The sequence below is a fragment of the Bradyrhizobium sp. CCBAU 51753 genome (genome assembly GCF_015291565.1).
In the GTDB taxonomy this organism is placed as follows: Bacteria; Pseudomonadota; Alphaproteobacteria; order Rhizobiales; family Xanthobacteraceae; genus Bradyrhizobium; species Bradyrhizobium ivorense.
The window spans coordinates 7,265,897-7,287,027 of the sequence record NZ_CP030037.1; the positions used below are offsets into that span (position 1 = coordinate 7,265,897).

Here is a 21,131-nt window from a genome sequence, read left to right on the forward strand (position 1 = left end):
TCCCATCCTGGCGCCTTGCCTGGCGCCCCCGTCGTTGGTCGCTGTTCGATCAGGTGCCTTTCAGGACATCGCGCCCGATGATCAGCTTCTGGACCTCGGTCGCGCCTTCATAGATGCGCAGGGCGCGGATCTCGCGATAGAGCTGCTCGACGATCTCGCCCGAGCGCACGCCGCGGCCGCCGAACATCTGCACCGCGCGGTCGATCACCGACTGCGCGGTCTCGGTCGCGACCATCTTGGCCATCGCCGCCTCGCGCGTCGTCGACGCCTTCTGCACGTCGCGCCGCCATGCCGCGCGATAGGTCAAGAGCGCGCTGGCATCGACGCCGGCGGCCATCTCGCCGAGCGCGGCCTGGGTCAATTGCTGATCGCCGAGCACGCCGCCGAACATCCGCCGGCTCCCGGCATGCGCGGTCGCCTCGTCGAGCGCGCGGCGGGCAAACCCAAGTGCTGCGGCCGCGACCGAGGCGCGGAAGATATCGAGCGTGCGCATCGCGATCTTGAAACCTTCGCCGGGCGAACCGAGCAGCCGCGCCGCCGGAATCCGGCAGTTCTCGAAACGCAGCGTCGCCAACGGGTGCGGCGCCATCACATCGATGCGCTCGGCGATCGAAAAGCCGGGATCGTCCGGCAGCACCACGAAGGCGGAAATGCCGCGTGCGCCCGGCGCCTCGCCGGTGCGCGCGAACAGCGTGTAGACATCGGCGATGCCGCCGTTGGAGATCCAGGTCTTCTCGCCGTCGAGGATGTAGTGGTCGCCCTCGCGCCTGGCGCTGCAGGTCATCGCGGCGACGTCGGAACCGGCTTCCTTCTCCGACAGCGCGAAGGCGGCGACCCATTCGCCGCGCCGCGCCTTCGGCAGCACCAGCGCGCGCAGCTCGGGCGAGCCCGCGATCGCCACCGCGCCGGTGCCAAGTCCTTGCATCGCGAAGGCGAAATCGGCAAGCCCGCTGTGCCAGGCCAGCGTCTCGCGGGCGATGCAGATCAGGCGGGAATCGATCACCGCGTCCATGCGGTCGCCGGCGACCGAGGCCTCGAGCAGCCCCGCGGCGCCAAGCTGGCGCACCAGCGCGCGGCAGGTTCCGTCGACATCGTGGCCATGGGTATCGCCGAGATCGGCGGCAAACGCGTCGAGCGCGGCGGCATAATCGCTGTGGCGGGACTCGAAGAAGGGCCACGCGAGATGCTCGCGCGACGGCCCGCGTAAGTGCGAAACCGGGGTCATGTGTATCTCCCGCAAAGGCCGCACGCCGCCAAGCGGACCGCGCGCCAATAATGTTTCACTGTTAAAATATCTTGTCAAGCGATCCGGGCGAACGGCAAAGCCGCAGCGCCCTGCACAAAGCCTATGAAACAGGCTCGAAGATGCACACAAAACGATGCGTCGCGGCTTCCCGCGGCGAAAGCAGCGACTCCGATTGACATCATTTTTGTTTGATGTCTAAAATTAAATCCGGTCGCGCGGATCACCGTGCGGAACACCTTGGAAGGCCCGAGGGAGACGAGCATGGCAGAACGCTCTTTCGCGCGCGAGGTGGAAGACCTCAAGCTCGGCGCCGGCCAGGAATTTCGCGGCGAAGGCATCCTCGCTATCACAAAAGCGCTGCTCGAATGCGGCGTCAGCTATGTCGCCGGCTACCAGGGCGCGCCGATCTCGCATCTGATGGACGTGCTGTCGGACGCGCAGGATATCCTGTCCGACCTCGGCGTGCATTTCGAGACCAGCGCCAGCGAGGCGACCGCGGCGGCGACGCTCGCCGCTTCCGTGATGTATCCGGTGCGCGGCGCGGTGACCTTCAAGGCCCCGGTCGGCATCAATGTCGCCTCCGACGCGCTCGCCAACCTCACCTCGGGCGGCGTCACCGGCGGCGCGCTGATCATCATCGGCGAGGATTACGGCGAAGGCTCCTCCATCATGCAGGAGCGTTCGCACGCCTTTGCGATGAAGTCGCAGCTCTGGCTGGTCGATCCGCGGCCGGACGTCGCCTCGATCGTCAAGGCGGTGCGGGATTCCTTCGACCTGTCGGAGGCCTCGAATACGCCCGTGATGCTGGAGGTGCGGATTCGCGCCTGCCATGTCCACGGCCGCTTCGCCACCCGTGACAATGTCCGTCCGTCGTTTCCGCTGTCCCGTGCGCTGGAGCAGCCGTCGCGCGACACCAACCGGATCGTGCTGCCGCCGGCTTCGTACCTGCACGAGAAGGAGAAGATCGAGAAGCGCTGGCCCGCGGCGGTCGAGTTCATCCGCGCCCGCGGCATGAACGAGACGTTCAGCGGCGACATCGACGATATCGGCATCATCATGCAGGGCGGCATGTATAACGGCGTCATCACCGCGCTGCGCGAGGCTGGGCTTGCCGACGTCTGGGGCGAGACGCGGATTCCGCTCTACGTGATGAACGTGACCTACCCGATCGTCGATGCCGAGGTGATCGAGTTCTGCCGCGGCAAGAAGGCGGTGCTGATGGTCGAGGAGGGCCAGCCCGAATTCATCGAGCAGGCGCTGCACAAGATCCTGCGCAACGCCGACATTCCGGCCAAGCTGCACGGCAAGGACCTGTTTCCGATGGCCGGCGAATACACCGCGCAGGTGATGGGCCAGGCGATCGGCGCCTTCATTCGCCGCTGGCGTCCCGATGCGCTGCCGGACGCCGCGCGCGCGCCGAACATCGACCGGGTCGAGGTCGACGACAAGATCCGCGCGCTCGCCGACGTGGTGCCGCCGCGGCCGCCGGGCTTTTGCACCGGCTGTCCGGAGCGGCCGATCTTTTCCGCGATGAAGCTGGTGGAAAAGGAGCTCGGCCCGCACCATGTTGCCGCCGACATCGGCTGCCATTTGTTCTCGATCCTGCCGCCGTTCAACATCGGCGCCACCACGATGGGCTACGGGCTCGGCCCGGCGTCCGCCTCGGCCTTCAACGTGCCGGCGGGCAAACGCCCGATCGCGATGATGGGCGACGGCGGTTTCTGGCACAACGGGCTGACCAGCGGCGTCGGCAACGCGGTGTTCAACCAGCACGACGGCGTCATCGTCGTGGTCGACAATTACTATTCGGCGGCGACCGGCGGCCAGGACATCCCGTCCTCGCGCGCCGACAACCGCTCGCGCTCGACCAAGCATCCGATCGTCGAGGCGGTGAAGGGCGTCGGCGCCAAATGGGTGCGCCAGATCGACCGCACCTACGACGTGACGCGGATGCGCGACACCTTGCGCGAGGCGCTGACCACGGAGGAGAGGGGGCCGAAGATCATCGTCGCCTCTTCCGAATGTATGCTGAACAAGCAGCGCCGCGTAAAACCGCTGGCGGCGGCCGCCGCCAAGCGCGGCGAGCGCATCGTGCGCGAGCGTTTTGGCGTCGACGAAGACGTCTGTTCCGGCGACCATGCCTGCATCCGCCTGTCCGGCTGCCCGTCGCTGTCGGTGAAGCCGACCAGCGATCCCTTGAAGGACAATCCGGTCGCCGCCGTCGACAATAGCTGCGTCGGCTGCGGCCATTGCGGCGAGGTGGCGGATGCCGCCGTGCTGTGCCCCTCGTTCTATCGCGCCGACATCGTCTCCAACCCGAGCGCGTTCGAAGTCCGGTTCGACCGGCTGTGGCGGCGGTTGATCGGCGCGCTGCAGCGCTGGCGCGCCGGGCGGCGGGTGATGTTCGAGCAGGAGGCGGCATGAACGTCTCGGTCGCGCCCATCTCCACTGGCCTCAGCCAGGCCCGTCCGATCAGCGTCGCGGTGCTCGCGATGGGCGGCCAGGGCGGCGGCGTGCTGGTCGATTGGATCGTCGCGCTCGCCGAGCGGCGCGGCTGGTACGCGCAATCGACCTCGGTGCCCGGCGTCGCCCAGCGCACCGGGGCCACGATCTACTACATCGAGATGATCGCGCCGGACGCGAGCAGGCCGGACCGTCATCCCGTGCTGTCGCTGATGCCGGCGCCCGGCAAGGTCGACATCGTGATCGGCGCCGAACTGATGGAAGCCGGCCGCGCCATGCTGCGCGGGCTGGTGTCGCCCGACCGCACGCTGTTGATCGGCTCCTCGCACCGCTCGCTCGCGGTGGTCGAGAAGACCGCGCCCGGCGACGGCACCGCCGACGCCTCGCAGGTCTATGACGCCGCCAATGTCGCCGCCAACCGCTTCATCGCGTTCGACATGGCCGAGATCGCGGACGCGACCGGCAGCGCGGTCTCCGCGGTGCTGTTCGGTGCACTGGCCGGCGCCGCCGCCCTGCCCTTCACGACCGAGGATTTCGAGGCCACGATCCGCGCCGCCGGCGTCGGCGTCGATGCCAGCCTGCGCGCCTTCACCGCGGGCCGCGAGCGCGCAGTCGCCGAGCTGAAGCGGGATCCCAAGGTCAAGCCCGCGCCAAAGCCGCCGCTCGGCAAGCGTTATCCAAAACTCGCGCCGATCGGCAATCCAGACTACGACGCGCTGGTTGGGCGGGCGCTGCAGCTGCCGGCCGAACTGCACGGCATCGTCGCGGCCGGCCTGCAGCGCGTGGTCGATTTCCAGGACGTCGCCTATGGCCGCGAGTATCTCGACCGGCTGGAAGCCGTGCCGCGCGATGCGACTGGCCTGCTGCAAGCCTTCGCAAAATATCTCGCGGTCGCGATGGCCTATGACGATGTGATCCGCGTCGCCGATCTCAAGACCCGCGCCGGACGGTTTGGCCGCGTGCGCCGCGAGGTGCGGGCTGCGGACGACCAGGTGCTCGCCATCACCGAATTCTTCCATCCGCGGATCGAGGAGATGGCGGGGTTGCTGCCGCCGCGGCTCGGCGAAAAGCTCGAACGCAGCGAACGGCTTGCCAAGCTGATCGACCGCGGCCGGAAGCTGCGCACCACTTCGCCGGCGTCGTTCCTGCTGCTCTACTGCGTCGCGGGGCTGCGCCGCTTCCGTCGCGGCACGCTGCGGCACGCCCGCGAGATGCGCCACCTCGACGATTGGGCGCAGCGCGTGCGCAAATTCGCGGCGCAGGATGTCGCGCTGGCGACTGCGGTGTGCGAGGCGCGCCGCCTGGTCGGCGGCTATTCGGATACGCATTCGCGCGGCGAAACCAAGTTCGACAAGGTGATGCGCGCGGCCGATCGCCTGGCCGGCCGGCAGGACGCCGCCGAATGGGTGCAGCGCCTGACCAAGGTCGCGCTGAAGGACGCCGATGGCGCCGAGCTCGACGGCGCGCTGCGCACCGTCGAAACGCTGTTCGAGGACGCCTGACGATGGATCAATTCGAAGTCGTGGTGTCGAAGGTCGAGGCGCTGACGCCGCGGATCAGCGAATTCGTGCTGGCGCGCGCCAATGCTGCGCCGATGCCGGGCTGGAGCGCCGGCGCCCATATCGACGTTCATCTGCCCGATGTCGGCCGCCGCTCCTATTCGCTGATCGAGACGGCCTCGCCGCGCGCCACCGAGCATCCGACCTCCTACCGCATCGCCGTGCTGCAGGAAAGCAAGAGCCAGGGCGGCTCGACCTACATGCACGGCCTCAAGGCCGGCGATCGCCTGACCATCTCGCCGCCGGCGAACAATTTTCCGCTGCATGCCGGCGCCGGCGAGATCGTGCTGGTCGCGGGCGGCATCGGCATCACGCCGCTGCTCACCATGGCCTGCGAGCTCGGCGCCGCAGAGCGGCCGTTCGCGTTCCACTACGCCGGCCGCAGCCGCACTGAGCTGGCCTTCCTCAGTGAGGTCGAGCGGCTCACCGGCGGCAGGGCGGCGATCCACGCCGACGACGAGGCGGGACGCTTCTTCGATCTCGAAGGCCTGATGACGCGGCTTGCGGCGAACGTGCCGCTTTATCTCTGCGGACCGCCGCCGATGATCGAGGCCGCGATCGCGCTGGCGAAGCGGCTGGACTGGCCGCCGGGCCGGCTGCATTTCGAAATCTTCAGCGCGCCCGAGGAGAAATCCGGCGACAGCAGCTTCGAGGTCGAGCTCAAGAGCACCGGCCGCATCTACGCAATTCCCCCGGGCAAGACCATTCTCGACGTGCTGATCGAGGCCGGCGAGGACCCGATGCATGACTGCAAGCGCGGCGATTGTGGCATCTGCCAGACCGCCGTGCTTGAGGGCATCCCGGATCATCGCGATTACATCCTGAGCGACAGCGAGAAGGCGTCGAACAAGGTGATGCAGATCTGTGTTTCGCGCGCGAAGACCGCAAAACTCGTGCTCGACCTGTGAAGGAGGAACGCATGTCCCGATATGCCGGCAATTCGGCGGCGATCCGCGCTTTGGTCCGCGACCAGGAAGTCCACCGCGACGTCTATGTCAGCGAGGAAGTGTTCCAGCTCGAGATGGAGCACTTGTTTCCGAACAGCTGGGTCTATGTCGGCCACGACAGCCAGGTGCCCAATGCCGGCGACTATTTCGGCACCACGATCGGCACCCAGCCGGTGCTCTTGGTCCGCCACACCGACGGCACGGTGCGGGTGCTGTTCAACCGCTGTCCGCACAAGGGCACCCGCATCACCTCGGAGACCTGCGGCAACACCGGAAAATTCTTCCGCTGCCCCTATCATGCCTGGAGCTTCAAGACCGACGGCTCACTGCTCGCGATCCCCTTGAAGAAGGGCTATGAGAACACCGGATTCGAGCAGAGCGAGGCGGCGCGCGGCATGACGCCAGTGCGCCACGTCCACAACTACCGCGGCTTCGTGTTCGCCAAGATCAATGACGGCGGCCTCGGCTTCGAGGAATTTTTTGGCGACAGCCTGTCGAGCTTCGACAACATGATCGACCGCTCGCCCGTCGGGCAGCTCAAGGTCGCAGGCGGCGTGCTGCGCTACATGCACAATTGCAATTGGAAGATGCTGGTCGAGAACCAGACCGACACCTGCCACCCGATGGTGGCGCACGAATCCTCGGCCGGCACCGTGGTCGAGGTCTGGAAGAAGGCTCCGCCCGGCACCAAAAAGCCGATGGCGGTCGAGATTATCGCGCCCTTCATGAGCCCGTACGAGTTCTTCGAGAACATGGGCATCAGGATCTGGGACAACGGCCACGGCCACACCGGCGTGCACCACTCGATCCACTCCGACTATTCGGCGGTGCCCGGCTATTTCGAGAAGATGGCCGCGGCCTATGGCGAGGAGCGGGCCAAGGCGATCCTCGGCGAAGCCAGGCACAACACGGTGTATTTCCCCAACATCATGATCAAGGGGCCGATCCAGCTCTTGCGGCTGTTCAAGCCGATCGCGGCCAACAAGACGCTGGTGGAATCCTGGACGTTCCAGTTGGTCGACGCGCCCGACATGCTGCTCGAGCGCACCCTGATGTACAACCGCCTGATCAATGCGCCGACGTCGATCGTCGGCCATGACGATCTCGAAATGTACGAGCGCGCGCAGGAGGGCCTGCATTCGAACGGCAACGAGTGGGTCAACCTGCAGCGGCTCTACAGCCCCGACGAGGCCGGCCAGACCAATGTCGCTATCAACGGCACCAGCGAGTGGCCGATGCGCCACCAGTTCCGGGCCTGGACAAAGTTCATGACGATGGGGATGTGAGATGACTGTCGTCGCCGATGCCCCGCTGAAGAATGCCGTTCCCACCGATCAGGAGCTGATCGACTTCGTCGTGCGCGAGGCGCGGCTGATCGACCAGCAGCGGTTCGACGAATGGCTCGATCTGTACGCCGACGACGCCTTCTACTGGATGCCGCTGGAATGGAACCAGACCGATCCGCGGCTGACCTGCTCGCTGATGTATGAGGACAAGCTCTTGCTGTCGATCCGCGTCGAACGGCTCAAGGGCGCGCGCACCTTCAGCCAGAAGCCGAAGAGCCGCTGCCATCACGTGCTGCAGACGCCGCAAGTGGATTCACGCGATGCCGCCGCCAACAGCTACGTCACCTGGACGCCGATGCATTACATCGAGACCCGTCAGGACGAGCAGACGCTCTATGCGGCCTGGGCCACGCATCATCTGGCCGTCGAGGGTGGCCGGCTGAAGATCAAGCTCAAGCGCGTCGACCTGATCAACTGCGATGCGGCGTTCGGCAACATCCAGCTCTTCATGTGAGGACCACGCGTGGCCAACTACACGGCAATCGTCAGCGGCGGCAACACCGGCATCGGGGCGGCGATCGCGCGCGGCCTGCTCGCCGAGGGTTATGAGGTGATCTCGCTGTCGCGGCGCAAGCCGGACTGGAGCCATCCAAAGCTGTCCTCGCGCGAGGTCGACCTGCTCGATGCGGCGGCGACGCGCCAGGCGGCCGCGGAGATCGCAGCCAAGGCCGCGATCACCCATGTCGTGCACAATGCCGGCGCGATCCGCGCCAACCTGCTGGAAGAAGTCAAGGACGAGGACGTCGGCGCGCTGGCGCAGCTGCATTTCGGCGCCGCCATCGCGCTGGCGCAGGCGGCGCTGCCAAGTATGAAGCAGGCGCGGTTCGGCCGCATCGTGCTGCTGTCGTCGCGCGCCGCGCTCGGCGCCGTCACCCGCACGGTCTATTCGGCGACCAAGGCCGGCATCATCGGCATGGCGCGGACCTGGGCGCTGGAGCTCGCGCCGTTCGGGATCACCGTCAATGTGGTGGCGCCGGGTCCGATCGCCGATACCGAGATGTTCGAGAGCGTGATGTCGCCGGAATCGGAACGGGCGCGCAAGCTGGCGCAGTCGATCCCACTCGGCCGGCTCGGCAAGTCCAGCGACGTTGCGCGCGCGGTCAGTTTCTTCAGTTCGCCGGATGCCGACTTCATCACCGGGCAGACGCTCTATGTCTGCGGCGGAGCCAGCATCGGCTCGATTTCGATTTAGCTGCGGTGAGAACGCGCACCATGGATGCCACGGTCAAACGCAAGGCCCGATCTGCGAAAAGCCCACGCCCGGCGCCGCCGCGGCCGGTCGAGCCCGCGCCGGAGTCCGACGGCGCCCATCTCGAGCTGCGGATCTGGCTGCGGCTGCTGGCCTGCGCGACCCGGATCGAGAAGGCGCTGAACGCGCGGCTGCGCAAGGAGTTCAATACCACGCTGGCCCGCTTCGACCTCTTGGCGCAGCTTGCGCGCAGGCCGGAGGGCGCCAGCATGTCGGAAGTTTCCGACCTGCTGATGGTCTCGAACGGCGCCATCACCGCGCTGGTGCAGAAGCTGGAAGCCGACGGCATGATCCATCGCGAGGTCGATGCCGAGGATCGCCGCACCTTCCGCCTGCGACTGTCGCAGGACGGCGCCAAGGAATTCGGCCGGATGGCGCGCCGCCACGAGGAGTGGGTGATCGCGCTGATCGGCGAGCTGTCGCACGTCGCGCAATCCGACCTGCTGCAACATCTGACGCTGCTGAAACGCCGCCTCGACAAGCACGCCTGACGTCATTGCGCTCCCCGGCGCATGGCGCAGGCGTGTCTCGCCGGGTCCATCAGGCCTCATTGCCCCGAAATCGGATCGACCGGGGGAAAGCCGAGCGCATTGGCGCCGGCGCGGGCGTAGAACCGTTCCTGGGCGAAGGCATGCTGCCGCGCGACGTGAATGTCACGCAAGCGGCGCTGCAGCGGCGATGCGTTGAACACCACGCTGGATCCGCCCAGCGTATAGCAGCCGCTGACGATATCGCTGCAGGTCGCATTGATCCAGGCTGAGCCCTGCAGGCTCTCTGCAAAATCCGCCTTGCCGTCGAGCTCGCCGGCAAGCGCCAGGCGCCAGTAGCTGTCGGCCTGAACCTGCAGCAGCGCCCGCGCCGCGCGCAGCGCCGCATCGAGCCGGCCAAACTCGTGCTGAAAGACAGGCGTGTCCCTAAGATCGGCGGCGGCGAACAGCTGGCGTCGGCCGGCCATGGCGGCGAGATCAGCCATCGCCGCGGTCGCGATGCCCGTGGCAACCGCAGCATGCAAGCTTCCGATGAATGGCGTCACGGCGCTCGCGAACGGCCCCGGCAGACATGACGGCCCGTGAAACAGATCAAAGGTCTCGGCATCGCGGACAGCCACATTGTCGAGGACCACATGGTGGCTGCCGCTGCCGGTCAGTCCTGAGGCCTGCCATGTCTCCTCGACGCGCCAGTGCTCGGCGGAAAGCACGACAAAACGCGTCAGCGGGCGTCCGTCCGACATCACCGGCGCACCGTCCTTGTGGATGACGAAATGACCGGCGATCCACCGCGCGTTCTGGCAACCGCTCGCGAACGGCCAGCGTCCCGAGACCCGATAGCCGCCATCGATGGCCTCGCCGCGCCCCGCCGGCGTGCCGACGCCGACGGTGAGCGCATCAGGCCCGTCCATGACGATCTGGTCGAATAGCGCCCGCGACACCCGCGTGCGGAACAGTTGCGCCCCGGTGCCGATCATGGCCACCCAGCCGACCGAACTGTCGGCCGCGGATAGCGCCTCGATCAAGGGCAGCACCTCGGGCACGCTCAACTCGAGCCCGCCATGGCTGCGCGGCACCAGGGTCCGGAAGAGGCCGAGGGCTCCCAGCCGGTCGGTGATGTCGGCAGGAACGCGCCGGGCGCTCTCGATCTCGCCGGCGCGGGCAGCAAGCTCCGGCGCCAGATCCGCGATGGCGGCGCGCAGCCGCGCGGCGTCACGCCCGATCGGCTGGCGTTCGACGGGCGCATCTGCGCCTCGATGTGCAAGCTGAACATTGGTCGTCATGCTGATCTCCTGAGTGTCGTTCCGCAACACCTGCCGGAACGGTTGCAGTTCATCGAAATGCGTTTCGACGCCGCCGGCCAAGCTCACTCTGCCGGCAGCAAGAGGGCGGACGCGAAGACGCCATCGGGATCGAAGCGGCGCTTGAGCATGCGGAGCCGGGCGGCGTTGCCGCCAAAAGCCCCCGCCGCCTGTTCGCGATCATTCGGTCCGAGCAGGTTGGCGTAGCCGCCCGGCAGGGCGAACGGAGCGAGGCTCTGCCATAGATCCTGCGCCCAGCGCCGGTGCGCCGCGCCGTCTCCGTCGGGCTTCCAGCCTGCGAGGATCTCGATCATGAGGTGCTCGTTGCGCATGCCGAATGCGGTGGCGGCCGGCACGAACCGCGTCGCGGCGCCGTGGAAGTGATGCCAGAACACCGAGCAATCCGGCGACGGCGCGCGCGCTCTTGCCGCGATGATGACGTCGGCGGCCTCCGCCGTCAGCGCAGGCAGCCAGCGTGTCCGGAGCTCCCAATGGTGGCCGTCCATGGCTTCCACCCACGCGTCGAACTGGGCGAGCATGTCGGAGTAGGTCGCCGGTCCGACCTGGACCGACAGCGGCGAGCCGAGGGCCCGCAGGCCTTCCATCACACGCTCGCCCTGGCGCCGCTCGCCGTTCCACAGCGGCACGACGATGAGGACGGGTTCGCCGTCCGGGCCGGACATCATGCCGACCGACACGCCGAGTTCGTCCGGCGTCGCGGGAGCGAATGCGGCGTAGCGGCGCAGCACCTTGCCCGCCTCGTTCCAGTCGTAGATCAGCGATCCCGCAAGCATGTCGGGTGCGGGATGGAGGCGAATCCGCAGCGAGGTGACGACGCCGAAATTGCCGCCGCCGCCGCGCAGCGCCCAGAACAGGTCGGGCTCCGCGTCGGGACCGGCTGTCACGCGCCGTCCGTCCGCCAGCACGATCTCGGCGCCGAGCAGGTTGTCCGCCGCGAGGCCGCAGCTGCCGCTGAGGGGACCGTAGCCGCCGCCCAGGGTCAGGCCGGCCACGCCGACCGTGCCACAATTGCCCAGCGCCGCAACCAGACCATGCGCACCAGCCGCGGCGGCCAGCTCATTGGCCATTGCCCCGCCGGCGACGGTTGCGACCCGTGCTTGCGGATCGACGACGACTTGCCTCATCCGGCTCAGGTCAATGACGAGCCCGCCACGCTGCAACGCGCGCCCCGCCCAGTCATGTCCGCCGCCGCGCACCGACAACGCCAGCCCGTGTTGACGGGCAATCCGCACCGCGGCCTGCACGTCCACCGCCGACTCGCACATCGCAAACAACGCCGGCTCGTGCTCAACCGCGCCGTTCCATATCTTGCGGGTGCGGGAATAATCATCGTCACCGCGTGACACGACCCGTCCCTGCATCAAGGCACGCAGTCCGCGCGCCGCGGCTGAGTCCGAACTGGTGTGTAGGTTCATCACGCTCTCCCTTTGTGATCCGGGCCGTCCGAGCCAGCTGCTTGAAGCCGCGGCTCTGCGGAGCAACTGTGAGCAGCAGCACAGCGTTGGGGAGCTGCGCGAGTTGCTGCGCGAAGCAGGCAGGATGAGCGCGATCTGTTACGGGAGAACTTCGCGGATCGGATATCGCGCTACATCCGTAATGTGGTTACTGCGGCGGGCTGCAACCGAATGTCGGCACAAGGCCCGCGCGATTGACCGAGGCGGAGATGTCGAGCCCGGCGAGCTCAGGCCTCGGTCACCGTTGAGGCGGGAAAGATGCGGACGCTGGCGCGTTCGACCGCCTGGTGTCACAGAGCCTCGCAGACCTTGCGGTCAACAGCCGCGGCAGATGATCAGCTTGCGGTCGACCTCCTCGTCCAGCCGCCGCAGCTCCAATTCGATCGGTGACAATTGACTGCCTTCCGGAATGTCCGCTCGCCGCGGCTGCCGGTGGCCGACCGGAGCCTGGCGCAACAGGCTGGCGTATTGCTCCGGGGCGTCATGACGGACGCTCGTCGGACTCCGGCCAGCGGCGACACCGGGCATCGAGCTGAACAGAAACGAGACGGCGACAACGCCGAGACCAAGTCGTTTGGACATCATCATTCTCCTATCGCGATCGTGTCGAGATCGTTCTCGGGTGGAACGACCAGGAGCGACGGGATAGGAGGCGCGCGCTACGCGATGACTTCGGACGCAGCAAATCGCGCTACGGGTGCAACGATGCGATGGTCCGGGCGCTATCGCGCCGATGCGATCCGCGGGATTCTTTCGCCGGCCGGCGGTGCCGCGAGACATCGCGCCAATGCCGCGGCAAGCTCGGCCGACAGCAGCGGTTGATGAACCAGCTCCGTCACTCCCGAGGCCGCCAGCAGCGGCGCAGCGAGGTCGTGCGTCGAAGGGCTGGTGAGAATGATCGGAAGATCGGGCGCGGCCGCGTGCAGCGACGCCGCGAGAAGCAGCGAAGATCCGCCCGGCACGTGGCACACCAACGCCAGGTCGAAACGACCCCGCTCGGTGCGGCAGGCCTCCTCGGCCTCAGTGAGGCCGGTGAAGCCGACCGGCTCGTAGCCGAGTGCGGCCAGAACTTCCTCGTAACGCATCAGGCGCTTGCGATCGGGCTGCAGCACCAGGACGGTTTCGCCGGAGCCGCGCAGCGCGAGATCCGGCGCGCGCGGCGCCGATATCGGCTCGGCCGGTCCGCCCGCCGGCAGCCAGACTTCGAAGCGCGCACCGGCGCCGGGCGCGCTGTCGACGCCGATCGCGCCGCCGTGCTGCTCGACGATCTCGCGGACGGTCGCCAGCCCAAGACCATGACCGTCGGCGCGGCTCGTGAAGAACGGTTCGAAGATCCGCTCGAGCGTCGCCGCATCCATGCCGGGTCCGGGATCGGACACCGAAATGACGGCGAAGCGGCCGGGCGCCAGTTCGGTCCGCCGGATCCGCAACGGCTGCAGGATTTCGCGCGTGCCGATGCTGAGCTCGATCAAGCCCGGCTCCTGCATTGCCTGCGCGGCGTTGTTGCAGAGATTGAGGATCACCTGCTGCAATTGCGCCGGTTCACCCCACACCGTCGCCGTTTCCTCGATCTCGGTGATCACGAACTTGACATGCGACGGCAACGATGCGCCGAGCAGCGCCGTGGTTTCCGCGGCCAGCGCCTCGATCGAGATGCGCTCTCGCCTGACCTTGCCGCGGCGGCCGAAGGTCAGGATCTGCCCAATGAGCTCGCGTGCCCTTTCGCCGGCGCGGCGGATTTCCGCAAGGTTCGCCGCGGAGCGGCTGCCCGCCTTGACGTCGGCGTCGGCCATCTCGGCATAGCCGAGGATGGCACCGACAATATTGTTGAAGTTGTGCGCGATGCCGCTCGCGAACGTCCCGATCGTCTCCATCCGCCGGGCTTGTTGCAGGGTCGCCTGAAGCCGCTCTTTTTCCTGCTCGAGCCGCACCCGGTCGACCGCGTTGCGGATGGCGTCGAACGCCATGCGGAACAGCGCGAACTCGGCCCATTGGGTGAGCCCGTCGGCGCGCACCGCGTCGAAGCCGAGCACCGCCGCACGCGGCTGTCCCGCCGGCGCCGTGATGCACAGCCAGCCGCGAACGCCGGCCGCCGCGAGCAGATTCGCGGTGTCGTACGGATGCGACGGCTTGACCTTCGGGATGTAAATGATGTCGGCGCCGTCGCGATCGATCCGCGGCACCAGGTCGAACACGCGCTCCGGCCACCCTTCCGCGAACCCGACGCCTTCGCGCGACCATCGATACGTGCTGGCGGCAGCGCCGGCGCGGCTGGCAAAATAGGCCCGGTCGGCGCCGATGTAGCCGGCAAGCTGCTCGAGCGCCCGCTCGACATCGCCGGCGATCTCGTCATGGCGCGAGTCGATGAAGCGCATCGAGATGTCGGCGATGATGTGCTCGAACGCCGCGCGACGGCGCAGCGCGATCGCCCGCGCGCGCAACAACATTCCGAAATACACCAGGCCACCGAGCAGCAACAGCGACGTGGCGTACTGCAACAGGCGGTTCTGTCGAGCCGCGGATCGCGCAGCAAGCTGACGTTTGGTGATCAGCGCATGCAGATTGTCCTGCTCGCGGACGCTGGAATCCTCGACCAGCGTTCGCAGCATGGCGTCGACCTCGGGAAGCAGTCTGTACAGCAGCTGACCGTGCGCAATGATGGCGCGGATCGAATCGATTTCCCCGGTCGGGGTCTGCAACCGCGCGAGATCCTGGAGCCGCGCCTTGACGTCCTGCGCGGTGGCATCGGACGTGTTGAGCGTCAGATGCAGCATGGCGGCCGCGAGCGCGGAGGTACCCGCCACCAGCGACTTGTCTTCCGACGCCGCAAGGCGCTCGCCGAACAGACTGAAATAGGCAAGGGAATTCTGCAGCAGCGCGTTCTTGCTCTTGAACTGCTCGACCAGCACTTCCTGCCGCTGTGCGCGGACGGCCAGCACATCGATCGCCGCGGCCTCCTCCCGATCCGAGCCGGCCGCCTCGCGCAATCGTGTCAGCGCGCTGTCATAGGCATCGACCATCCGCACCAGGCCGTCATAGTTCCGCGACAGACCGGCGCGCGATGTCAGCACTTCGCGGGTGATGCCGCGTTCGGACCGGCCGAACTCCGCGAGCGCCTGCGACTGGCGGTCATAGCGGACCGAATTCATGTTGAGTCCGCTCAGCAGAAGCCAGGTCAGCAGCACAAGCAGGAACGATACGCCGACCGCCGCGGGCGCGACTTTCATGGCGCGGCTCCAACCGGTACGCCGCGATATTCCCCGGTCAGGCTCTGCAGGTAGGCGACCAGCGCCTTCACCTGCGCATCGGTCAGCCTGGCGTTCAGTTGCGCGAGCGCCATCTTGCGAACAGCATCGTCGAGCGTCGGCGCGCTGCCGTCGTGGAAGTAGGGCGGCGTTGTTGCGACGTTGCGCAGGCTGGGCACGCGCAGGATGGCCGGCTCCGGCGAAGCCAGCGGATGAAAAATGCCGTGGCGCTGATACAGATTGCCGCCGACATTGACCCCTTGATGGCAGGAGACGCAACCGAGCGACTTGAACAGACGGTAACCGTCCAATTCATCGTCCGACAGCGCGGCGGCATCTCCGGTGAGCCACCGGTCGAACTTGCTGCCGGGCGTGACCAGCGTCCGCGAAAAGCTCGCCATGGCATCGACGATGCTGGCGGCATCGGGGCGACGGCCATAGGCCGCGGCGAAGCTGGCGCGCATCTCAGAATCGCTATCGAGTTTCATCGTGACCTCGGCGAGACTGCTGCCCATGATCCGCGGGCTTTCCAGCAGCGCCTTGATGTCGTCCTCAATGGTGCGAACCTTGCCCTCCCAACCGAAGCGAAAGTTCAGCGTCGAATTGAACACGGTGAGCGTGTTGAACCGCTGCTGCCCGCCATCGACGCCATAGTCGAACCGCGCTGCGCTCGCCCCGTTCGCGCCGAGGTCGTGGCACGACGAGCAGCTCTGGGAATTGTCATGCGACAACCGGGCATCGTTGAACAGGCGCTCACCGAGCTTGACCTTGAGCGGGTCGATGGCGGGAGGAGCGGGGATCGGCGTGATCGGCTCCTGCGCGCCGTTCGAGACCGGCGCCGGCGCGGGCATCTGGGACGGCGCCGGAGAAGTCAGCAGACATCCCAAGGTCAGCGCGCACACTGCGAGCACGCGGCGCCGGCGCATCAATTCACGAAGAATTCTGTTCAGGGAGAGCGACAAGTCCCCGAAATAGACGCCAGGTGACAATTCCGCAATGTGCAATCACGGGGCGCATTGTTCCCCTCTTTCAAGAATTCTTGATCCATGAAGATCGCCGTCCCGCCGAGGTGGCCAACGCACCCGATCCAGGCGTGCAGGGTCAGCCCGACCAGGCTCGCCCTGAACCTGCGCGCAATGGACCCGGTCACCGCGTGATAGAAGCCTGGTCCCGCGACCAGGAAATACAAAGCGTCAACAATCACCGGACTGCCTCACCACACGCTCGATGTCCGATTGGCCGCAGATGCCCATATCCCGCAAGGTCCGATCATCGTACTCGGCGAGCGCCGCCACCGCGGTCTGGACCGCCCACTCGCGGCGCCAATACCGCCAGATCGCCGCGACCGTCCCGCCAATGGAACTCAACCAGCTCCAGCGACGCTGCGGACGTGCGTCGGCCGACACGGCCCACTCCAATCCGGAGGTGACGCTGCTTTCCAGGGGCTGAGCGCAGGCTTGCTCAATGGCTGGTTGCTGCTGAACACGAACCGATCGCGGCGGTGCGGACGCAGGCGCCGGCGGGACGGGAAATTCCGCGCCCGGATAGATGGAGGCGCCATACATCGCGCATCCCTCGATGAAAAACGCCAGCGCCGCCAACCACCAGCCGACGGCCGAGCGATCCGGTTGCTCGACCGGTGCCACCGCATGCGTGCTATGCGCGCCGTGCGGCGGCGGACGGCCGGGAGCGCGATCAACGGAACGGATGGCGCGGATGATTCCACCGGCCTGCGGTAACCGCGCGACATGATCGACATTCGGAAGAGAGTTCTGCTTCGACATGGAATTGTTCCTGCACGATGTTTGCAGGAGCAGTCTGGGGTCGCGCTGTTACGCCGGCGTCACCACCACGCACAAAACGGTTACGGTTGCAGTGCGGCGTCACAGAAACGCTCACACCCCGAACGGGAATCGCGCGCGGCCGCACGACCGCCGCGTACCAATGCGGAGCAAAGCAACAATCAGGTCGACGCGGCTGAGGTTAGAACGGTTCTACCGGGACGGCGAAGACGTAGCCGATCCCCCGCTCGGTCCGGATGACGCGGGGCGCGCTCGGATCTGTCTCCAGCTTGCGGCGCAGCCGCAACACCTGGACATCGATGCTGCGATCAAAGATGTCTTCGTGAATGCGGGTTGCCTGCAGCAGATGTTCGCGAGTCAGCGGACGCTGCGGCGCTTCGAGAAACGCCAGCAGCAAGGCGTATTCGCCCTTGCTCAGCGCAACCTGCATATCGTTGGCATCGATCAGCCTGCGGCCGCGGCGTTCGAGCTTCCAGCCGTTGAAACGATAGCCGCCGCGTTCGGGATCACGGGCGCGCGCAGCCCGTCCCATTTCCTGGCGCCGCAGCACCGCCCGCACCCGCGCCAGCAGCTCTCGGAGGCTGAACGGCTTGATGATGTAATCGTCGGCACCGAGCTCGAGGCCGACGATGCGATCGATTTCGTCGGGCCGATGCCCGGTGGTGATGATGACCGGAACGTCGGACTGCGCGCGGATTTCCCGCAGCAGATCGAGTCCGTCGTCCTGACCGAGACGAAGATCGAGAATGATCAGGCTGGGCTGGGTTCCCTCGAGATGACGATGCAGCTCCGCCCGATTGGACGCGGCCCTGGTCGGCACGCTGTGCTCTTCCAGATATCTGATCACCATCTGCCGTAACGTGGGATCGTCATCGACGACAATGATCTGACCGACATCTGCCAACATAACTGATCTCTTGAAGTTCGGACGTGACTACCTGGGGCTCGAATCCGTAAGCCTTTGACTCTTCCGGTCTGGGACCAAAACGGCCCGTCAGTTGCCGGCTATTCCCAGTAGAATTCACATGCCCGAACTGCACGTTGATCTTTACTGGATCGCGGTGCGAAGCACTGTGGAGTTGTCGCTCTCAACTAAGTCATTGTTCAGTCGTATTCGACAGACTCTCCTATACGTGATGAGTTGTGATCCAGGCAATGACCGCCCGCTCAATTTTTGCGCGCAGGTTTCTCGGAACAGTTGCTTCGTCCCGCACGCATGTGGGCATCGCCCTTCCTGAGCATTGAGACGATTCGGGCAATTGGACCTGCAAAGTCCGCGCGCGATCGAACAGCGCAGCGGTGCACGCCGTCAGGCAGTTGGACAGCCGCGCATCAGGATGGCGGCAGCTGGGTCAGGTACAGGTACATCGCGGCCAGTTCGTCATCGCCCATTCGCCCGATCGGACGCCACGGCATTTGCGCGCCGAGTTGATGCCCGTTCGGATCGATGCCGGTGCGCATGGTTGCGATGAACTGCGCCAGCGACCAATCCTTGACCACAGCGAGATCGGGTCCGAGCGGCGGGAGCTGGCCGGGCACGCCACCGGCCAGATTCTGGCCGTGGCATTCGCGGCAATCCTGATAGGACAGAAGGTACTCGCCGTATTGCGCGGTCGGACCCCTCGGTGGGGCAACGATTTCGGCGGTCGTCACCGGCTTGGCGTCCGGCAGCAATCCCGCGCCGAGCATCGTGGTGCCGAGCCAGTTGAAGCGGTCGAGTGGCCCCGGCGTCGGCGCGCCTGCGGCCGCGAGGCTGCGGAGATAGGCAATCACGGCGAAGGTGTCCTCGTCACTCAACCGGCCGGCGTTGGTGAAGGACATGATCACGAGCCAGCGTCCGTCGGCATCGACGCCGTTGCGAATGGCGCGAAAAATCTCGGCGTCGGACCAGCGCTGCAATGCCCCGGCAGGGGTCAGATTGGCCGCGACGAACGAGCCGATGTCGATGGGAATATCCTTCGCGAGGTCGCCCCCGCCGGTCAGCGGACCCGTCGTGGTGTGACATCCGCTGCAAAAGCTGTCCGCCACCGCCTTGCCGCGCGCAACGCGCTCCGCCGTCGATGCAACCTTGAGATCCGGCAGCGGGGCGGAACGCGTATGCTGCCTGACCAGGCCGGTGGCGGTGAGCGCGCCGACCGCCGATACCGCGATCGTCAGCGCGAACGCAAGCCCTGCTCCGCCCCATCTCGGGATGCGCGACGTGAGCCGCAAGGCAGCAAGGCCCGACAAGGCCAGCAGCACGGCAACGACGAGCGTGGCAATCAGGCCGACAACACTCTGCATGTCATGTCTCAGTGGATTGTGGGAAGCGGGCCGGCGCACGAGAGACGAGCGCCGCGGAAAATTTGCGGGGCGTGCCGATTGGCGAACAGCATGGCTAAGGGTGCGGCATTACCGGGTTGTTTCAGCACAGAAACGATGCGTTACGGCTGTAACACGCGTGACGGCCGGAAGCGCTTCGCGTCACGGCAACGTCATCCATTGTTGCCGCCGTAACCATTTCCCTGCCGCGCAGAAGCCTTCGCGTAATGCGAATGCCGGCAGATGTCCCTGATTAGTCGAGCGGCCGCCAGACGCGGTGGCCATGCCCGCAAAACGACCATCAGAGGACCGATCACATGAAAATACTCGTCGCTTCAGTGCCTGCACCGGGTCACGTCAATCCGATGCTGGCGATCACCCGCATCTTGAAAGCCGACGGCCACGAGGTCGCGTTCCACACCGGCGCCAGCTTTGAGGCGCGTGTGGCCGCGAGCGGCGCCAGGTTCTTGCCGCTGCCGGCCGACGCCGACTTCGACCCCGGCAATCCGTTCGAACGCGCGCCGGAACTCAAGACCGTGCCGCCCGGGTTCAAATGGTTGCGCATCGCCCTGGAGCGCTTCTTCATCGACAACATCGCCGCGCAACACCACGGCGTGCAGGACGCGCTAAAGAAATTTCCGGCCGACGTCATCCTCGGCGACGACATGTTTTTCGGCCTGCTGCCGATGCTGCTCGGCCCGCGGCTGAAGCGGCCGCCGATCGCACTCTGCGGCACGTCGCTGCTGCACTGGCCGCGCGAAGACGGCGCGCCGAACTTCCTCGGCCTGCCGCCGGCGACGACCATCGAGGTGCGCGACGAATATCTGGCGCTTGCCCGGGATTACGACGAGGCGGTCGACCGGCCCGCGGGACGCCACCTGAACAAGGCGCTGAAGGCGCTCGGCGTCGGGCCGCTTGCGATGCCGCTGTTCGATTCCAGCGTCGGACTTGCCGATGCCTACATGCAATTGTCGGTGCCGGGCTTCGAGTTTCCGCGCGAGATCCCGCCGTCAGTGCATTTCGTCGGCACGCCCCCGATCATTCCCGGCCAGGTCGACTTGCCGCCCTGGGCGCATGAACTCGACGGGTCGCGCAAGGTCGTGCTGGTGACGCAAGGCACAGTGGCCAACCACAATCTCGACCTGCTGATCACGCCGACCCTGGCCGCGCTCGCCAACGAACGCGACGTGCTGGTGGTCGCGACGACGGGAGGCCGTCCGACCGACGACATCTCCGGCCCCGTTCCCGCCAACGCGCGCCTCTCCAGCTATCTGCCGTTTGAATGGCTGCTGCCGAAGGTCGACGTGCTCGTCACCAACGGCGGCTATGGCAGCGTCAACCAGGCCATGAGCTTCGGCATTCCGCTGGTCGGCGCGGGGCTCACCGAAGACAAGGCCGACGTCAATGCGCGGATCGCATGGTCCGGCGTCGGCATCAATCTCGCGGACAACGCGCCGACCAAGCAGGCGCTGCGCAACGCCGTTCGCACCGTGCTCGATCAGCCGAACTACCGCCAGCGCGCCGCGCAAATGAAGGACGAGTACGCCGCGATCGACACCCCGTCCGAGATCCTGCGGATCGTCGGCCAGCTGGTCGCGGATCAGAGCACATCGTTGCGATCTGCGCCGATGGCGGCGGGCAAGACGCGACGCGCCGCGCGCCAGCACTGATCTGACCAGAGCGGCCCGATGCGAAGGAGGACGTCGCGC

The 21,131-nt window shown here is 66.6% G+C and carries 18 protein-coding genes; 8 read left to right on the top strand and 10 right to left on the bottom strand.

Features of this window, described 5'->3' with window-relative positions:
* Window positions 1-49 precede the first annotated feature (49 nt).
* Complete coding sequence (locus XH93_RS33210) at window positions 50-1,225, bottom strand: acyl-CoA dehydrogenase family protein (RefSeq protein WP_194470695.1); 1,176 nt, start codon at window positions 1,223-1,225, stop codon at window positions 50-52.
* A gap of 74 nt (window positions 1,226-1,299) precedes the next feature.
* Window positions 1,300-1,509, bottom strand: a complete 210-nt coding sequence (locus XH93_RS33215; protein ID WP_194470696.1) for a hypothetical protein — start codon at window positions 1,507-1,509, stop codon at window positions 1,300-1,302.
* Between XH93_RS33215 and XH93_RS33220 the strand changes: the two genes are divergently transcribed.
* The 7 genes from XH93_RS33220 to XH93_RS33250 are packed head-to-tail and all read left to right on the top strand — an operon-like array spanning window position 1,508 to window position 9,301.
* A complete protein-coding gene (locus tag XH93_RS33220) occupies window positions 1,508-3,670 on the top strand; it encodes an indolepyruvate ferredoxin oxidoreductase subunit alpha (protein WP_194470697.1) in 2,163 nt (720 codons plus the stop codon). The genes XH93_RS33215 and XH93_RS33220 overlap by 2 nt on opposite strands.
* Entirely contained in the window at window positions 3,667-5,211 is a 1,545-nt protein-coding gene (locus XH93_RS33225) for an indolepyruvate oxidoreductase subunit beta family protein (protein ID WP_194470698.1), read from the top strand. Before XH93_RS33220 ends, XH93_RS33225 begins: the two co-directional genes overlap by 4 nt.
* A 2-nt stretch (window positions 5,212-5,213) precedes the next feature.
* Entirely contained in the window at window positions 5,214-6,176 is a 963-nt protein-coding gene (locus XH93_RS33230; protein ID WP_194470699.1) for a PDR/VanB family oxidoreductase, read from the top strand.
* A gap of 11 nt (window positions 6,177-6,187) precedes the next feature.
* Window positions 6,188-7,501: an aromatic ring-hydroxylating dioxygenase subunit alpha gene (locus XH93_RS33235; RefSeq protein WP_194470700.1), complete on the top strand. Its 1,314-nt coding sequence runs from the start codon at window positions 6,188-6,190 to the stop codon at window positions 7,499-7,501.
* 1 nt (window position 7,502) lies between these two features.
* Window positions 7,503-8,015 (top strand): aromatic-ring-hydroxylating dioxygenase subunit beta, encoded by a 513-nt coding sequence (locus XH93_RS33240; RefSeq protein ID WP_139864254.1) that lies wholly within the window; start codon window positions 7,503-7,505, stop codon window positions 8,013-8,015.
* A gap of 9 nt (window positions 8,016-8,024) precedes the next feature.
* On the top strand, window positions 8,025-8,753 hold the full coding sequence (locus XH93_RS33245; RefSeq protein WP_194470701.1) for an SDR family NAD(P)-dependent oxidoreductase: 729 nt from the start codon (window positions 8,025-8,027) through the stop codon (window positions 8,751-8,753).
* Window positions 8,754-8,773: 20 nt separating this feature from the next.
* Window positions 8,774-9,301 carry a MarR family winged helix-turn-helix transcriptional regulator gene (locus XH93_RS33250; protein WP_194470702.1) on the top strand — a complete coding sequence of 176 codons (528 nt, stop codon included), beginning with the start codon at window positions 8,774-8,776 and terminating at the stop codon, window positions 9,299-9,301.
* Window positions 9,302-9,357: 56 nt separating this feature from the next.
* On the opposite strand, the gene XH93_RS33255 is transcribed toward XH93_RS33250, so the two are convergent.
* The 8 genes from XH93_RS33255 to XH93_RS33290 all read right to left on the bottom strand — a co-directional run bounded on the left by XH93_RS33255 (window position 9,358) and on the right by XH93_RS33290 (window position 19,404).
* Window positions 9,358-10,581, bottom strand: coding sequence for an acyl-CoA dehydrogenase family protein (locus XH93_RS33255; RefSeq protein ID WP_194470703.1), 1,224 nt, complete (start codon window positions 10,579-10,581; stop codon window positions 9,358-9,360).
* Between the two features lie 83 nt (window positions 10,582-10,664).
* Window positions 10,665-12,035 (bottom strand): FAD-binding oxidoreductase, encoded by a 1,371-nt coding sequence (locus XH93_RS33260; protein WP_194470704.1) that lies wholly within the window; start codon window positions 12,033-12,035, stop codon window positions 10,665-10,667.
* A gap of 354 nt (window positions 12,036-12,389) precedes the next feature.
* Entirely contained in the window at window positions 12,390-12,656 is a 267-nt protein-coding gene (locus tag XH93_RS33265; RefSeq protein WP_194470705.1) for a hypothetical protein, read from the bottom strand.
* Window positions 12,657-12,796: 140 nt separating this feature from the next.
* Window positions 12,797-15,301: a two-component system VirA-like sensor kinase gene (locus tag XH93_RS33270; RefSeq protein ID WP_194470706.1), complete on the bottom strand. Its 2,505-nt coding sequence runs from the start codon at window positions 15,299-15,301 to the stop codon at window positions 12,797-12,799.
* Entirely contained in the window at window positions 15,298-16,170 is an 873-nt protein-coding gene (locus XH93_RS33275) for a cytochrome-c peroxidase (protein WP_229173437.1), read from the bottom strand. Before XH93_RS33275 ends, XH93_RS33270 begins: the two co-directional genes overlap by 4 nt.
* A gap of 342 nt (window positions 16,171-16,512) precedes the next feature.
* Window positions 16,513-17,103: a DUF1127 domain-containing protein gene (locus XH93_RS33280; RefSeq protein ID WP_194470708.1), complete on the bottom strand. Its 591-nt coding sequence runs from the start codon at window positions 17,101-17,103 to the stop codon at window positions 16,513-16,515.
* Between the two features lie 199 nt (window positions 17,104-17,302).
* Window positions 17,303-18,028: a response regulator gene (locus XH93_RS33285; protein ID WP_194470709.1), complete on the bottom strand. Its 726-nt coding sequence runs from the start codon at window positions 18,026-18,028 to the stop codon at window positions 17,303-17,305.
* 425 nt (window positions 18,029-18,453) lie between these two features.
* On the bottom strand, window positions 18,454-19,404 hold the full coding sequence (locus tag XH93_RS33290; RefSeq protein ID WP_194470710.1) for a c-type cytochrome: 951 nt from the start codon (window positions 19,402-19,404) through the stop codon (window positions 18,454-18,456).
* A 335-nt stretch (window positions 19,405-19,739) separates the two neighbouring features.
* Here XH93_RS33290 and XH93_RS33295 point away from each other — a divergent pair, with 335 nt between their 5' ends.
* Entirely contained in the window at window positions 19,740-21,092 is a 1,353-nt protein-coding gene (locus tag XH93_RS33295; RefSeq protein WP_194470711.1) for a glycosyltransferase, read from the top strand.
* Window positions 21,093-21,131 lie beyond the last annotated feature (39 nt).

Bases quoted from the DNA above. Each gene is read 5' to 3' on its own strand.
- XH93_RS33275 (WP_229173437.1), bottom strand. From the start codon at position 16,170: ATGCCCGCGCCGGCGCCGGTCTCGAACGGCGCGCAGGAGCCGATCACG.
- XH93_RS33240 (WP_139864254.1), top strand. From the start codon at position 7,503: ATGACTGTCGTCGCCGATGCCCCGCTGAAGAATGCCGTTCCCACCGAT.
- XH93_RS33210 (WP_194470695.1), bottom strand. From the start codon at position 1,225: ATGACCCCGGTTTCGCACTTACGCGGGCCGTCGCGCGAGCATCTCGCG.
- XH93_RS33260 (WP_194470704.1), bottom strand. From the start codon at position 12,035: ATGAACCTACACACCAGTTCGGACTCAGCCGCGGCGCGCGGACTGCGT.
- XH93_RS33270 (WP_194470706.1), bottom strand. From the start codon at position 15,301: ATGAAAGTCGCGCCCGCGGCGGTCGGCGTATCGTTCCTGCTTGTGCTG.
- XH93_RS33235 (WP_194470700.1), top strand. From the start codon at position 6,188: ATGTCCCGATATGCCGGCAATTCGGCGGCGATCCGCGCTTTGGTCCGC.
- XH93_RS33285 (WP_194470709.1), bottom strand. From the start codon at position 18,028: ATGTTGGCAGATGTCGGTCAGATCATTGTCGTCGATGACGATCCCACG.
- XH93_RS33295 (WP_194470711.1), top strand. From the start codon at position 19,740: ATGAAAATACTCGTCGCTTCAGTGCCTGCACCGGGTCACGTCAATCCG.
- XH93_RS33290 (WP_194470710.1), bottom strand. From the start codon at position 19,404: ATGCAGAGTGTTGTCGGCCTGATTGCCACGCTCGTCGTTGCCGTGCTG.
- XH93_RS33220 (WP_194470697.1), top strand. From the start codon at position 1,508: ATGGCAGAACGCTCTTTCGCGCGCGAGGTGGAAGACCTCAAGCTCGGC.
- XH93_RS33280 (WP_194470708.1), bottom strand. From the start codon at position 17,103: ATGTCGAAGCAGAACTCTCTTCCGAATGTCGATCATGTCGCGCGGTTA.
- XH93_RS33255 (WP_194470703.1), bottom strand. From the start codon at position 10,581: ATGACGACCAATGTTCAGCTTGCACATCGAGGCGCAGATGCGCCCGTC.
- XH93_RS33215 (WP_194470696.1), bottom strand. From the start codon at position 1,509: ATGCTCGTCTCCCTCGGGCCTTCCAAGGTGTTCCGCACGGTGATCCGC.
- XH93_RS33250 (WP_194470702.1), top strand. From the start codon at position 8,774: ATGGATGCCACGGTCAAACGCAAGGCCCGATCTGCGAAAAGCCCACGC.
- XH93_RS33225 (WP_194470698.1), top strand. From the start codon at position 3,667: ATGAACGTCTCGGTCGCGCCCATCTCCACTGGCCTCAGCCAGGCCCGT.
- XH93_RS33230 (WP_194470699.1), top strand. From the start codon at position 5,214: ATGGATCAATTCGAAGTCGTGGTGTCGAAGGTCGAGGCGCTGACGCCG.
- XH93_RS33265 (WP_194470705.1), bottom strand. From the start codon at position 12,656: ATGTCCAAACGACTTGGTCTCGGCGTTGTCGCCGTCTCGTTTCTGTTC.